General features: G+C 62.5%; 4 protein-coding genes. 1 reads left to right on the top strand and 3 read right to left on the bottom strand.

Annotated features, from left to right (window positions below; all coding sequences use genetic code 11):
* Positions 1 to 142: 142 nt before the first annotated feature.
* On the bottom strand, positions 143 to 13141 hold the full coding sequence (locus AB4N48_RS06300; protein WP_460094967.1) for a non-ribosomal peptide synthetase: 12999 nt from the start codon (positions 13139 to 13141) through the stop codon (positions 143 to 145).
* A gap of 370 nt (positions 13142 to 13511) precedes the next feature.
* Here AB4N48_RS06300 and AB4N48_RS06295 point away from each other — a divergent pair, with 370 nt between their 5' ends.
* The gene (locus AB4N48_RS06295; RefSeq protein WP_008088195.1) at positions 13512 to 14066 is read left to right on the top strand and encodes an RNA polymerase factor sigma-70; all 555 of its coding nucleotides are present in this window, start codon (positions 13512 to 13514) and stop codon (positions 14064 to 14066) included.
* Between the two features lie 136 nt (positions 14067 to 14202).
* On the opposite strand, the gene AB4N48_RS06290 is transcribed toward AB4N48_RS06295, so the two are convergent.
* Entirely contained in the window at positions 14203 to 15216 is a 1014-nt protein-coding gene (locus AB4N48_RS06290; protein ID WP_460094966.1) for a GNAT family N-acetyltransferase, read from the bottom strand.
* A gap of 85 nt (positions 15217 to 15301) precedes the next feature.
* Positions 15302 to 16099 (bottom strand): substrate-binding periplasmic protein, encoded by a 798-nt coding sequence (locus tag AB4N48_RS06285; protein ID WP_460094964.1) that lies wholly within the window; start codon positions 16097 to 16099, stop codon positions 15302 to 15304.
* Positions 16100 to 16138 lie beyond the last annotated feature (39 nt).

Genomic DNA, 16138 nt, shown 5'->3' with positions numbered 1-16138 from the left:
GTGATCGTCAAGGATGGAAATGTACGGCAATGTACAGACGCCATTCGCGAGCAGGCTCGCTCCCACAGGGGTTTTGTAAACACCACAGATCCTGTGTGGGAGCGAGCCTGCTCGCGATGGGGCCAGTACAGACACTAGAGAACTACAACCCCTCCAGCTCCGCCATCAGATCATTCAACCGGTCAACCTTCTCCTCTGTAATGTCGCTGGCCGCCAGCCCATCGATGTATTCGGCCAGTTCCTCCACCGTGCTGCACTCGAACATCGCGCGCAGCGGCACGTTGCGTTGCAGGGCTTTTTGTACCCGCGAAGCGATCTGCGTAGCCAGCAACGAATGCCCGCCCAGTTCGAAGAAGTTGTCGCGCACGCCGACCTTTTCCACTTTCAGCACCTCAGCCCAGATATCAGCCAGGGTCTGCTCCAGCTCGTTGCGCGGGGCCAGATAATCCTCGCTCTGCAACTGACCGATCTCCAAGGCCGGCAAGGCTTTGCGGTCGAGTTTGCCGTTGGCATTGAGCGGCATCTGCTCCAGCCATAGCCAGTGCAGCGGCACCATGTATTCGGGGAGTTCGGCACGCAGGCGCTGCTTGATCCGCTCCAGGCGTTCGCCCGGGTTGAGCGCTGCGTCGGCCGCGACCAGATAACCGACCAGATGCTTGCCGTTGACGCCCTCCTGCACACCAACCGCAGCGTCACGCACTTCCGGTTGTTCATGCAGGCGCGCTTCGATTTCACCGAGTTCGATGCGGTAACCGCGAATCTTCACTTGATGATCGACGCGGCCGACGTATTCCAGCACGCCGTCCGCGCGGCGCCGCGCCAGGTCACCGGTGCGGTACAAGCGCTCGCCCGGCGCGCCGAACGGGTTCGGCACAAACACCGGCGCGGTGCGCAGCGGATCGCTGACGTAACCGCGACCGACACCAGTGCCGGCAACACATAACTCACCCACCGCGCCCAAAGGCACCAGATCCAGCGCGCCATCGACCAGGTACAGCAAGTTATTGTCGGTCGGCGTGCCGATCGGCAAGTAACTGCCGCGCGTCGAGGCCATGTCGACACAGAAGAACGCCACGTCGTCGGAACATTCCGCCGGGCCGTAAGCATTGACCAGACCAATATCCGGGTAACGCAGCAGCCATTGATGCGCCAGTTCCGGCGGCATCGCTTCACCGGTCGGCAGCATCCAGCGCAAGCCGTCGAGGCTCAGACGCTCGGAGCCGAGCATGCCCTGAATCAGCGACGGCACACTTTCGAGCACGGTGATGCCCTGCGCCTGCACATGCGCCAGCAGACCTTGCGGATCGTGGGCAATCGCGTTCGGCACGATGTCGACCCGCGCGCCGAACAATGGTGCGGCGAGGAACTGCCAGACGGAAATGTCGAAGCTTTGCGAGGCGGTCTGCGCGATCACATCGGCCTCGCTCAAGTCGAGGTACGGACGTTTGCTCAACTGGTTGTTGAGCATGCCGCGCTGCTCGACCATCACGCCTTTAGGCAGCCCGGTCGAACCCGAGGTGTAGATCACATAGGCGAGATTATCCGGGCCACTGTGGATGCCCGGATTGTGCGTCGCTGCCGCCGACGCCTGCACCTCTTCCCACACCAGCAGGCGCGGACGATTCGAACAGCCAAACTCCTCGAGCAAGGTCTGCGCCTGTTCACGGCAAGCGGCGCTGCACACCAGCAACGGCGTGCGGCTCAGCTCGATGATGCGGCTCAGACGCTGGCTCGGCAGGCCCGGATCCAGCGGCAGATAACCAGCGCCGGCCTTGAAGCTGCCGATGATCATGCCGAGCAGGTCGAGATTACGCTCGGCGAGCAGCGCCACCGGTTGATCCATTCGCACCCCGGCGGCGACCAGGGCATGGCCGAGGCGGTTGGCGTTGTGGTTCAGCTCGGCGTAGCTAAGTTGCTCGTCGAGGCAACTGGCGGCAACGCGCTGCGGATGCGCCGCGACCTGCGCTTCGAACAACGCCACGTAGCTTTGCTCCAGCGGATAGTCATGGCCGCTCTGGTTGCAACCGTGCAGGAGGAAATCGCGTTCTTCGTCGCCCAGCAGCGGCAAATCGGCCATGTCGCCATGGAAGCCGTCGACCAGCGCCAGCAGCAGGCGCTTGAACTCAGCGAGCATGCGCTCGACCGTCGATTCGTCGAAGTAACGCTGGTCATAGGACAGGTGCAAGCCAAGGTCATCGCCCGGGTAACACACCGCGGTCAACGGGAAGTTGGTGTGCGTGCGGCCGGAATCCGAGGTCGCATTCAAACTCTGCGCACGGTCAAGCACCGAGACTTCCACCGGGGCGTTTTCGAAGACGAAGAGGCTGTCGAACAGCGGCTGGCCTTTGGGCAATTCGCTCTGTTCCTGGATATTCACCAGCGGTAGGTATTCGTACTCGCGCAGTTGCATGTTGCTGTCGAGCAAAGCGCTGAGCCACTGGCGCACGCTGCTGCGCTGATCGTCCGCAGGCATCTTCACCCGCAGGGCGATGCTGTTGATGAAAAGGCCGACGGTGCGCTGCATTTCCGGCATCTCCACCGGCCGCCCGGCCACGGTGACGCCGAAGAGCACATCGCGATCACCGCTCAGACGCCGCAAAACCAGAGCCCACGCAGCCTGGGCGAATGTGTTGACGGTCAGTTGATGTGCCTGCGCCAGCTCCCGCAGCCGTGCACCGTCCTCGACATTGAGGCGGGTGTAGCGGTCGCCAACGATCATGCCGCCGCTTTCGCCAGCGTGCTCGCGCAAAAACGGCCGGTCGCTCGGGATCGGCGTGGTGCGCTCGAAGCCTTGCAGATTCTGCCGCCACCACTGCCGCGCCTCGGCCAGGCTCTGGCGTTGCAGCCAGCCGATGTAGTCGCGATATCGCGGCGGCACGCTCAACTGCGCTTCACGACCTTCACCGAGGGCGCTGTAGATTTCGAAGAAATCGTTCATCAGCAGCGAACGGCACCAGGCGTCGATGAGAATGTGGTGGTTGCTCATCATGAACCAGTAACGCGCCGCGCCGACCTTGATCAGGCGCAGGTGAAACGGCGCCTGATTGAGCAGATCGAAGCCGGCCTCGCGCTCGCTTTTCAGCAGCGCTTGCAGTTTCGGTTCCTGCTCGGGTTCGGCGACGGCGCTCCAGTCCAGATACTCGATCGGCGTGCGACCCGGGGTGTGAATCACTTGCAGCATGTCTTCGCCGACGTTCCAGCAGAACGAGGCGCGCAACGCTTCGTGACGGGCGACCACCGCTTGCCAGGCCTGGGCGAAACGCTCGGGGTCGAGCTCGCTGTTGATGCGATATCGATCCTGCATGTAGTACAGACCGGTGCCGGGTTCGAGCAGGGTGTGCAGCAACATGCCTTCCTGCATCGGCGTCAGCGGATAGACATCTTCGATGTGCGCGGCCGGCACCGGCAGCGCATCGAGTTGCGCCTGAGTCAGTCTGGCCAGCGGGAAGTCCGACGGTGTCAGGCCGCCGGCCTCGTCTTGCAGACAATGGGCGATCAGGCTTTGCAACTCACCGAGGTAGGCGTCGGCCAGATCGTTAATGCTTTGCGCCTCGTAACGCTCGGCACTGAAAGTCCAGCGCAGCAGCAATTCACCACCGTAAATCTGACTGTCGACACTCAGCTCGTTGGGCAACGGCGCCTGCAGATCGTGGGCGGCACCGACCGCTTCATCCAGCGGACGGAACAGCGCATCGGCGCCGAAGCTCTGGTCGAACTGGCCGAGGTAGTTGAAGGTGACCTGCGCCTGCGGCAGCGCGGCCATGCTCTGGCGGCAGCCGTCATCGGCCAGATAACGCAACACGCCATAACCGAGACCTTTGTGCGGCACGGCGCGCAATTGTTCTTTGATCGCCTTGATCGAAGCGCCCTGCCCGGCGGCCTCTTCGACATTGTGCGGAGTCAGGCGCAGCGGATAAGCGCTGGTGAACCAACCGACGGTGCGGGTCAGATCGATCTCATCGAACAGGGTTTCGCGACCGTGGCCTTCCAGTTGAATCAGTGCCGAGGGCTGGCCGCTCCAGCGGCACAGTACACGGGCCAGCGCGGTCAGTAGCAGGTCGTTGACCTGGGTGCGGTAAGCGCTCGGTGCCTGTTGCAGCAACTGCCGGGTGCGCTCGGCATCGAGGCGTACGCTGACGGTTTGCGCATGGCGATTCTGCCTGCCGCCCTGCGGGTTTTCGCAAGGCAGATCAGCGCTCGGCCCGGCCGTTTGCGCCTGCCACCAGCTCAATTCCTCACGCAGCGAGTCGCTGCCGGCGTAGGCCTGCAAACGCGCGGCCCAGTCCTTGAAGGCGCTGGTTTTCGCCGGCAGTTTCAGCGGCTGCGCAGCGTCGAGCTGGCGATAGGCGGTTTGCAGATCATCCAGCAACACGCGCCAGGAAACACCGTCGACCACCAAGTGGTGGATGGCGATGAACAGGCGTTGCTGAACATCCGCTACATCGACAAGCACTGCGCGCAGTAACGGGCCGTTGTGCAGATGCAGACTGCGTTGCGCATCGGCGAACAGGGCTTCGCACAGGTCCAGCGAATCGACACTGAACTGCCAGAGCACCTCCTCATTCGTCAGCGGCTGGTGCGTTGCTTGCCACGCTTGATCGACTTCGCTGAAACGCAAACGCAAGGCGTCGTGCTGTTCGATCACTGCCCGCAATGCGTGCTGCAAACGTTGCCATTCAAGGGGCACGGTCGGCTCAAGCAACAGCGCCTGATTCCAGTGCTGGCGCTGGGGAATGTCCGTATCGAAGAACCAGTGCTGAATCGGCGTCAGGCGCGATTCACCGACCACCAGGCCTTGCTCGGCAGTCACTTGCTGAGTGCGACTGGCAACGGCGGCGAGCGTCTGCACGGTCTGATGCTGGAACAGGTCGCGCGGGCTGAAGTGGATGCCCTGCTGACGCGCGCGGCTGACCACCTGAATCGACAGAATCGAGTCGCCACCGAGTTCGAAGAAGTTATCGTTGAGGCCGACCTGCCTGACGTTGAGCACATCGCACCAGATCTGCGCCAGGGTCTGTTCCAGCTCGTTGCTCGGCGCGACATAGTCCTGACGATTGAGCTGCGGGTCCGGCGCCGGCAAGGCGCGACGGTCGAGTTTGCCGTTGGCGGTCAGCGGCATGCTTGCCAGCAGCATCAGGTGGGTCGGCACCATGTAGTCCGGCAGTTGCGCCTTGAGGTGCGACTTGAGCGCTTCGCGCAGTTCAGCCTGTTGCGCTTCGCCGTGTCCGGCGACCTCCGTAACGAGGTAACCCACCAACTGCTTGCCAGTCGGCGCATCCAGCGCCAGCACCACTGCTTCGCGGATGGAAGGGTGATCGAGCAGGCGCGTTTCGATTTCGCCCAGTTCGATGCGGAAACCACGGATTTTTACTTGATGGTCGATCCGGCCCAGATACTCGACCAGACCATCGGCACGCTGGCGCACCAGGTCGCCGGTGCGGTACATGCGCCCGCCATCAGCGGCAAACGGGTCAGCGACAAAACGCTCGGCGCTGATGCCCGGACGGTCGTGATAGGCCTGAGCCAGACCGGCGCCACCGACGAACAATTCACCGGTCGCGCCCTGCGGCACCAAGGCCAGATCGGCATCAAGAATGTACGCGACCCGCGCACCGATCACGCTGCCGATCGGCACACTGCCGGCGCCCTCTTCCAGTACCTGCGGCGCCAGACTGGCCAGCGGCATGACCACGGTTTCGGTCGGGCCGTAAGCATTGAAAAACTGCGCCGGTTGGAATGCCGCGCGAATGCGCTGCAGATGCTCGCCGGTCAGCGCTTCACCGCCGGTGATGATCATGCGCACCGGCAGGACTTCATTCTGCGTGGCAAGGAACTGCGCCAACTGGCTGCCGTAGCTCGGCGTGAAACCGAGGACGTTGATTCGATGCGTGCGAATCAAGCCGCAGATTTCTTCCGCGTCCCACTGGCCCTGCGCCCGCAACACCACCTGCGCGCCGCTGAGCAGCGGCACCAGTAGACGTTCGGTGGCAGCGTCGAAGTTGATCGAATAGAAATGCAGTTCACAGTCGTCCGGGCGCATGCCGAAGCGTTCGATCACGGCCTGGCAGTGCATGGCGATTTCACCGTGGGAGACCACCACACCTTTCGGTTTGCCGGTCGAGCCGGAGGTGTAAATCAGATAAGCCTGATGTTGCGGCAGGCTGATAAACGGCAACTCGCTGGCCGGGTAGTCGGCCAACCCGGCGCTGTCATCTTCCAGACACCAACGCGCCACGCTTGGCGGCAACTCACCGAGGGCTTCGAACATCGCCCGATCGCTGAGCAGCAGGCCGATGCGACTGTCTTCGATCATGTAATGCAGGCGGTCGAGCGGATACTCCGGATCCAGCGGCACATAAGCGCCGCCAGCCTTGAGAATCGCCAGCAGGCCGATGACCATTTCCAGCGAACGCTCCAGCGCCAGACCGACCCGCACTTGCGGGCCGACCCCGCGTTCACGCAGCGCCCAGGCCAGACGATTGGCACGGGCATCGAGCTCGGCGTAGCTCAGGGTCTGCCCAGCGAAAGTCAGTGCTGGTGCGTCTTTGCGCGCCAGTGCCTGTTCGGCGAACAGATAATGAATGCACTGATCGAGACGATGCTCGCCCGGCTCGATACCGAGGCTGTCGAGCAGGTGTTGTTGCTCGGTGTTGTCGAGCAAAGGCAGTTCGCTGAGGCGTTGCTGCGGATCAGCGATCAACGCTTCAAGCAGGTTGCGCCAATGCCTGGCCATACGCGCGATGGTCGGTTCGTCGAACAGATCGGTGCTGTAGGTCAGGCAGCAACCGAGACGATGATCGAGGTCGGTGACTTCCAGATTGAGGTCGAACTTGGTCGCCCGCGCATCGTTGGCCAGGTACTCGACGGTCATCCCAGCGAGCGTGCGGCTCTGCTGGAATTCCCAGCGCTGCACGTTGCACATCACCTGGAACAGCGGGTTGTAAGCCGCGCTGCGTGGCGGCTGCAAGGCTTCGACCAGATGATCGAACGGCAGATCCTGATGGGACTGGCCTTCGATCACGGTGTGGCGCACCTGCTCGAACAGTTCGCCGACCGACATCTGTCCGTCGAGCCGGCAACGCAGCACCTGGGTGTTGAGAAACGCCCCGATCAGCCCTTCGCTTTCCGGGCGAATGCGGTTGGCCACCGGCGCGCCGATGCGCAGGTCGGTCTGGCCGCTGTAGCGGTACAGCAATGTGGCGAGCGCGGCGGTCATGGTCATGAACAACGTCAGACCGTTTTGCGCGTTGAACGCCCGCACCCGCGCGGCGAGATCGTCGCTCAGATCGAAACGGAACAGCTCGCCCTGATGGCTCTGTACCGGTGGACGCGGACGGTCGCCGGGCAGTTCCAGCAGCGGATGTTCGCGACCGAGCTGCGCGGTCCAGTAATCGAGCTGGCGCTGGCGCTCGCCGGACTCCAGCCAGTTGCGCTGCCAGACGCTGTAGTCGAGGTATTGCACCGGCAGCGGCTCAAGCGGCGAGGCGCGCTCATCGACGAACGCTTCATACAGCGCGCTGAGTTCACGGGCAAAGATGTCCATCGCCCAGCCTTCGGTGACGATGTGGTGCAAGGTCAGGACGAAGTAATGCTCGTGCTCGGCGGTCTTGACCAGACAGGCGCGCAGCAGCGGACCGGTTTCCAGATCGAACGGCTGGTGCGCTTCTGCATCGGCCAGTTGCTGGACTTGTAGCTCCCGGACTTCTGCCGGCAGGCTGGAGAAATCTTTCCAGCCCATGCGCACGCCGGTCTCGGGATGCACTTGCTGGCGGGCGACACCGTCGACACTTGGGAATGTGGTGCGCAGGGTTTCGTGGCGCAGGATCAGCGCCTGCAACGCCGCCTCGAAATGCTCGACGTGCAGCACGCCGCGCAAGCGCGCCATGCCCCCGACGTTGTACGCCGGGCTGTCCGGCTCCATCTGCCAGAGGAACCACATGCGCTGCTGCGAATAGGACAGCGGCACCGCTTGGCTGCGGTCGACTGTGCCAATTGGCAACTGTTGATTGGTGCGGCCGCTGACCTGGATCAGGCGAATCTGTTCGGCGTAATCGCCCAGTTCGCTGTGCTCGAACAATGTGCGCAGCGGCAGTTCGACGTCACAGGCCTGACGTGTGCGCGAAATGATTTGCGTGGCCAGCAGCGAGTGACCGCCGAGGGCGAAGAAATCATCGCGCAGGCCAACCCGCTTCAGACCCAGCACTCCGCGCCAGATCCCGGCGATTTGTTGCTCCAGTTCGCTGACCGGCTCGATATGTTCACGCACCTGCCATTGCGGCTCGGGCAAGGCGCGGCGGTCGAGTTTGCCGCTGGGACTCAGCGGCATCGCATCAAGGCGCAGCAATTGTGCGGGCACCATGTATTCCGGCAGCTCGTCAGCGAGGGCAGCTTTCAGCCGAATAATTTGCTCATCGGCATTTTCCTGCGCATCGGTCGCCGTGAAGTAGCCGATCAGTTGCGCACCGGCAGCGGTTTCCCGCACCAGGACCACGGCCTGGGCGACGCCATTTTGCGCCAGCAGTCGCGCCTGGATTTCTTCAGGTTCGACGCGAAAGCCGCGCAGCTTGACCTGCTGATCGAGACGACCGAGGTATTCGATCACGCCGGCGGACGTCCAGCGCGCACGGTCGCCGGTACGGTACAAACGGGCGCCCTGCTCACCCAGTGGATCGACGACAAAACGCTCGGCGGTCAACGCCGGACGACCCAGGTAACCGCGAGCCAGACCAATACCGCTGATGCACAGCTCGCCCGGCACGCCTGCCGGCACTGGATTGAGATCGGCATCGAGAATGCGGCAGATCACATTGCCCAGCGGCCGGCCAATCGGCGAGCGCTCGCCATCGGCAGTTGTGCAGTGCCAATGGGTGACGTTGATCGCGGTTTCAGTCGGCCCGTAACGGTTGTGCAATTGCACCGCCGGCAATTGCGCCAGTACCCGATTGCGCAGCTCGGCGGGCAAGGCTTCACCGCCGGAAAACACCCGGCGCAGGCTGGTGCATTCGGCACTCAGCGGCTCATCGATGAACAGCGCCAGCAGCGGCGGGACGAAGTGCAGCGTGGTCACGCCGTATTGCTGGACCCGTTGCGCGATGCGATACGGGTCACGGTGCTCACCGGGCGCGGCAAGCAGCAGCCGCGCGCCGCTGATCAGCGGCCAGAAGCATTCCCACACCGAGACGTCGAAACTGATCGGCGCTTTTTGCATCAGCACGTCGGTTTCGTCGAGGCGGTACGTGTCCTGCATCCATTGCAGGCGCTCGGCCAGCGCGGCGTGGGTGTTGCCGACGCCTTTCGGTTGCCCGGTGGAACCCGAGGTGTAAATCACGTAGGCGAGGTTGTCGCCGTGCAGTCGCAGGCCCGGTGCCTGGCTCGGCCATTTATCCAGGTGCAGCGCATCCATGGCGATCACGCTGACGCCATCGCTGGCCGGCAGACGCTCGAGCAATTGCGTCTGGGTCAGGAGCAGTTCGACGCCACTGTCGCGGAGCATGTACGCGAGACGTTCGGCCGGATAATCCGGATCAAGCGGCACATAGGCGCCGCCAGCCTTGATGATCGCCAGCAGGCCGATCAGCAGTTGCGGCGAACGCTCGGCGGCAATGGCCACGCACACGTCAGGGCCGACGCCCTTGTCGCGCAGGTAATGGGCGAGCCGGTTGGCTTGCGCGTGCAGCTCGGCAAAATCCAGACGACCGCCGTCCCACACCAGCGCGGTGCGTTGCGGGGTTTTGCGCACTTGTTGCTCGAGCAGGTCCGGCAGCCATTGTTCCGCCGGGCTGCACGGGGCCACGCTCCAGTCTTTCTGCTGATTCTGCTCGCTGGCGGTCAGCAAGCGCAGATCGCCGATGGCCTGCTGTGGCTGTTCGCAAACTTCGCTGAGCAGATTGTGGAAATGCTCGGCCAGGCGCTCGATGGTCGCGGCGTCGAACAGTTCGCTGGCGTAGTCGAACGCCAAGCTCAGGCGCCCGTTACGATCCTCTTCACTGTGCAACTGCAGATCGAACTTGGCTTCGCGACTGTGCCACGGCAGTTCTTCGGCGAGCAGACCCGGCAGGCGCTTGAGCGCACTGAGGTCGCGCTGCTGATGGTTGAACATGACTTGGAACAGTCCCTGTTCGCGGGCCTGCGGGAACGCTTCGAGCAATTGTTCGAAGGGCAGATCCTGATTGGCCTGGGCGCCGAGTGCGGCCTGGCGCGTCTGGTTCAGCAGCTCGGCAAATGTCAGGCGCGAATCGATTTGCGCACGCAACACCTGGGTATTGATGAAGAAGCCGATCAGGCTTTGGGTTTCCAGGCGCGGACGGTTGGCGTTGGGCACGCCGATGCGAATGTCGCGCTGACCGCTGTAGCGGTGCAGCAAACTTTGCAACGCAGCGAGCAGAAGCATGAACGGCGTGGCTTCGTGAGCCTGCGCGGTCTGGCGGATCGCCTCGCTGAGTTCGGTACTCAAGCGCACGCTGTGGCGCGCGGCGCTGTGGTTGTGTCTGGCCGAGCGCGGGTGATCGGTGGCCAGTTCCAGTGGCGGATGTTCTTCGCCCAGTTGCGCTTGCCAGTACGCCAGTTGCCGCTCGCCCTCGCCTTGCGCCAGCCATTGCCGCTGCCAGTTGCCGTAATCGGCGTATTGCGTGGGCAGCGCTGCCAGTGTCGCCGGCGTCCCTTGGGTTGCCGCCGCGTAGAGACGCGAGAATTCGTCGAGGAGAATATTCAGCGACCAGCCGTCAGCGATGATGTGGTGCAGGGTCACCTGTAACTGATGCTGTTCATCATCGAGGCGCACCAGCGTCACTCGCAGCAACGGGCCTTTTTCCAGATCGAACCGAGTGCGCGCCTCGTCTTCGCGAATCTGCTCGGCACGGGCTTCACGCTCGGACATTGGCAGGTCGCTGATGTCGATCAGTTGCAGGTTGAATTCGGCATCAGCGAGCACTTGCTGCAATGCCACGCCGTCGCGCTCGAAGAAACGTGTGCGCAAAGATTCATGGCGCTCGATCAGTTGCTGGAAGCTTTTGCGCACGGCGTCTTCGTCGAGTTCGCCACGCAAGCGCAGGCCGCCGGGAATGTTGTAGGCGCTGCTCTGTGGATCGAGTTGCCAAGTGATCCACAGACGATTTTGTGCCAGCGACTGCGGCATCGGCTCGCTGCGCGACAAGGTGCTGATCGGACCTTGAGCGCTGCCGCCGTCCTGTTTTAGCTGCGCCACAGCGGCAGCGAAGGTGGACAGGGTTGGCGCTTCGAACAGCAGGCGCAGGCTCAGCTCCACATCAAGTGCTTCGCGAACCCGTGCGACCACTTGCGTGGCGGCGATCGAGTTGCCGCCGAGCAGGAAGAAATGGTCGTCGCCACTGACCTGCTTGACGTTGAGTTGCTCGGCCCAGATTTGCCCGATCAACGCTTCAAGATCCGAAGTGCTGCTGGTCGCGGTTTCCGTTGCCGCTGTAATCGAAGGGAACAGCGCGTAACTGTCGAGGCTGCCATCAGCCAGACGATTGCGGCACGCCGAGCGCTGCAGTTTGCCACTGGAGGTTTTCGGCAACGCGCCCGGATTGAGCAGCACCACCACGCTTGGCGCCTCCTGACAGGCCTCGGCCACGGCTTGGCGAATGGCTTTGATCAGCGCATCTGGCGCAAGGATTTTCTGCACGCTGCGGCTGATTTCCGCAGCGACGCCGATGCCCTCTTCGCCGTTGTGATTGACCGCGAACGCCGCCACACGCCCCTTGCGCACCACTTCGACTTCGCGCTCGACAGTCTGCTCGATGTCCTGCGGATACAGGTTATGGCCACGGACGATGAGCATGTCTTTCAGGCGCCCGGTCACGAACAGTTCGCCGTCACGGATAAAACCCAGGTCGCCGGTGCGCAACCAGGTGCGGCCGGCGTGCTGGACAAAAGTCTTGGCGCTGGCTTCGGGGTTGCGCCAGTAACCGTGGGCGATGCTCGGGCCGGCGGCCCAGACTTCACCGACGGACTTGTCGGCCAGTTCCTCGAGCGTGTTGGGATCGACAATCAGCACCGCGTGCTCAGGCTGGCTGATGCCGCAACTCATGACCGCGCTGCCGTCGCCCGGCTCGGCGCGGTTTTGCGCCAGCGCCTGATCGTCCACGCGCAGTGCCGGGATGCCGGTGCCGCGCGGCGTGCCTGCGACAAACAGGGTCGCCTCGGCCAGACCGTACGAAGCCATGAAGCTGTTTTCGCTGAAACCGCAAGCAGCGAACTTTTCCGCGAAGCGTTCAAGGGTGTCGAGGCGAATCGGCTCGGAGCCAGAATAGGCCACGCGCCATCGACTGAGATCGAGGCGCTCAAGGGCCGACTCGCTGACCCGCTCACTGCACAAACGGTAGGCGAAATCCGGGCCGCCGCTGATGGTGCCGCCGTATTCGGCAATCGCTTCCAGCCAGCGCAACGGCCGGCCGAGGAAATACGCCGGCGACATCAGAATGCACGGTACGCCGCTGAAAATCGGTTGCAGCAGACCGCCGATCAGACCCATGTCGTGATACAGCGGCAACCAGCTGACGATGACGTCGTCCGGGTTGACGTCGATCCCGAAACCGTGACGGATCAGCAGTTCATTGGCGACCAGATTGCCATGGCTGACTTGCACGCCCTTGGGCAGCGCGGTGGAGCCGGAGGTGTATTGCAGGAAGGCGATGTGCTCGGGCGGCAGTGGCGGCTCAACCCACTGTTCGGCCAGTGCGCTGTCCAGAGTGTCGACGCACAACAGCGGCGGCGCGCCGTCGATTTGTTGCAAGGCATCGCGCAGATCGGCGCTGGTCAACAGCAGCTTGGGCTCGGCGTCGGCGATGATCGACAGCAAACGCTCCTGATGATGACGACGCGCGGATTCCGGCGGATAGGCCGGTACCGCAATCACACCGGCGTACAGGCAACCGAAAAACGCCGCGACGTAATCCGCGCCGCTGGGAAACAGCAACACCGCACGCTCACCGAATCCGGCCTCGGCCTGCAGCGCAGCGGCGATGGTGCGCGCGCGTTGATCCAGTTCGCGATAGCTGAGCACCACAGCCTGCTCCGGGTTTTCGGCGAGAAAACGCAAGGCCAGTCGGTCCGGCGTCAGGGCTGCGCGACGCTTGAGGGCTTGGACCAGGGTGCTGGGGAGTTCGAACGCGTCGGTCATGAGGTTTCCTGCCTGAATTCGGCTTGCAAGTGGAATCGGGTGGCTGCGTCACACCTGTCGAGAGGCGTGCGGGGCGCGGTCTGTGCCGACCGCGCAAGGCATCGGAATGCGCTGAGGCCGGGGATCTGCACCCGGGCCATTCACCAATGAGAACGGATGGAGTGGGGAAATAATTAGTCGGCAGGCACGACGTCCAGCGGGGCCAGGGTGCGGCGGCGTGTCGCAGTTGGCAAAACACATCGACTTACAGCACTACTTCTCTTTCTCATTTGACAATCATTATCATTCAACATAATTTGTCGCTCGATGTGTAGGACGGCGCCGTCCCCCGAGGCCCTCCCACTAACCTATTGGCAGCAAGGTGATTTCCATGACGGAACAAGTATCCACAAGCAGGTGCGATTCACCGCTACTTCAGGCATTCGTCGACAATCGACTGATTCTGGTCAAGATTGCAGCCCGTATTACCGGTTGCAGGTCTCGTGCCGAAGACGTGGTTCAGGATGCGTTTTTCCGACTGCAATCGGCCCCGCCGATCACGTCGTCGATCAAGGCTCAGCTGAGCTACCTGTTCCAGATCGTGCGCAACCTCGCCATCGATCACTACCGCAAGCAGGCGCTCGAACAGAAATACTCAGGCCCGGAAGAGGAAGGCTTGAACGTGGTGATTCAGGGCGCTTCGCCGGAAACTTCGCACATCAACTTCTCGACTCTGGAACACATCGCCGATGCGCTGACCGAGCTGCCCAGCCGCACCCGCTATGCCTTCGAGATGTACCGTCTGCACGGCGTGCCGCAGAAAGACATCGCCAAGGAACTGGGCGTATCGCCCACCCTGGTCAACTTCATGATTCGTGATGCTTTGGTGCACTGCCGCAAGGTCTCGGGCAGTCGGCGGGATGCGGTGATTGCCGGTCGTCGTTAGGATCCGGATTCTGCGTCAAGCCATTCGCGAGCAGGCTCGCTCCCACAGGGTTTGATCAACGACACAAACCCAGTGTGGGAGCGAGCCTGCTCGCGAAAGCGGCCTCAGACCCAACGAAATTCCGAGGCCGAACACATCAGGCCAACCGGCACCGATCAAAAAACCGCTCCCGCCCCAGAATCATCAGCGCCGCGCGCTTGTGCGGAAAATCGAATTCCTTCTCGCAGTGAAAACATTGGTTGTGCATATGTCCGATCATCTTCGCGTTGTCGGCACGTGGCTCGGCGACCACGCGCTGGGTGCGTGGATCATCGAGAAACAGGTAATGCACCAGCGCCGATAACCAGCTCGCCACTTTATGCGGGCCGCGATGACTTTCCTCGCCGACCAGCATGTGAATGCCACGGTCGTAATCGCCGGCATCGTAGAACGGCGCGATGCGATCTTCCTTGGCCCAGTAGGCTTCGAAGTAAGCGAAAGGCTGGTCATCGAAACAACCAATCAGCGTCAGCGTGTGCGGATCGGCCTCGAGCTTGCCGAGGTATTCGCGATGCTGCTCAAGGCTGCCCTCCTCCTGCCAGAAACTCGCCACGCGCGGGCTGTTCTGCCAGCGATTGAAGCGCGACAGATCTTCTTCGATTTCCAGCGTTCGCAAGGAAATCCATGCGCCGAGCCGCGCATCGAAACGCCGATAGACTTCACCGCGCGGCTTCACCGGTCGCAGCGGATGGCGCTTGCCCTGGCTGATGACCATTTGCTGCGGATAGCTGCCGGTCAGTGAAGTGCCCAGCCACGGCTGCGGCAGTTGCCAGAACAGCGTGCGCTCGCAGCGATACTCGCCGGCGACTTCGGTATTGATCAGCAAACCACTGCGCAAGGCTTCGGTCGGTGGCTGATCGAGTTGCCAGATCAACTGCTGACACGCCGGGTCACGGGCGAACAGCCAATAACAGGCCGCCCACAAGGCTTGGCCGGGCGGCAGGGCAAAACGCTCATCAAGCTGGATCGGGCCATTGGCCTCGCGGTCCAGGCGCAGCCGAATCAGCGGTTGCCCGTCCAGGCTCAGGCTCAGCCGGCTCTCGGTAGCATCAGCGATCAATCGACTGCCCGAGGGCAACGCCAAGGCAGTCAGGTCATTCAGATTGGACATGGGTCGGGCTCACGTAATCGTCGACAGTTCAACGAAGTGACGTGAGCCGGGAGGGGAAATTTAAGCGCGAGAGGCAATTAGCGCTTCAGTGATGAGGCGCCGGCATCACGGCAATCCTGTACGGCTCGAAAATCCTCAGCAATTCGCCGTTGTCGCGCAAATGCTGCAGCAGGTTACCGAAGGCTTCGCCGGTGATAGGAGCGCTTGGCCGCAGAATCGCGTAATGGTGATAGATCTGATCGGTACGCTGCGACGCCAACAGCTCATCGCGGACCTTCTCGTTGCGCAGCAGGTAATCGAACAGATAGGAACGGGTGACCAGGGCAATGTCGGCGCGCCCGCGCAGGACCATCAGCAGGTTGCTGTCGTGGGAATAGGTCAGCGTCGCGTTGTAGTTTTTCGCGAGATATTTCGGGTCGGCGTTGAAGTCGGCGAATTCGTAGTGATAACCGCTGAACAGTGCCAGACGTTTGCCCGACAGGCTCGAGAAGTAGTTTTGCTGGCGGCCGTCTTCGCGTTGCGCGACAAAAATCTCGGCGTCTTCCAGGCCCATGTCGACGTCGTCGTGGGGAATGTCCTTCCAGCCCCACTCGGGGTTCTCGAAGATCGCCATATCGATGCGGCCTTGCTTGAAATCACCGAAGCGGCGCGGGATCGACGTCGGCACCAGGACAAATTGATAGTCGCTCTGCGAGCGGTTCAGCGCTTCGACCAATTGCGGCAACAGGCCGGTGTCGGCGCCGTTTTCCGGGCGAATCGTATAAGGCGGGAAATGCGCGGCGCCGACCCGGACCAATTGCGCTGACTGAGCGGGCAATACCCATAACGCAGCCAGCGCAGCGAGCAGCAGCCCGGCGGCTGTCCGAATTGGCGAAGACTTCAAAACACCCCACTCCCCGAAAAAAATAGCGATCAATGCATT

The sequence above is a fragment of the Pseudomonas sp. S2_C11 genome, from assembly GCF_054668395.1.
Note: the sequence above shows the minus strand (reverse complement) of the source record. Positions and strands in the feature narration are given on the sequence as shown.

What these genes read in the sequence shown, in the direction of transcription:
- AB4N48_RS06290 (WP_460094966.1), bottom strand. Translation starts at nt 15,216, where the DNA reads ATGTCCAATCTGAATGACCTGACTGCCTTGGCGTTGCCCTCGGGCAGT.
- AB4N48_RS06295 (WP_008088195.1), top strand. Translation starts at nt 13,512, where the DNA reads ATGACGGAACAAGTATCCACAAGCAGGTGCGATTCACCGCTACTTCAG.
- AB4N48_RS06300 (WP_460094967.1), bottom strand. Translation starts at nt 13,141, where the DNA reads ATGACCGACGCGTTCGAACTCCCCAGCACCCTGGTCCAAGCCCTCAAG.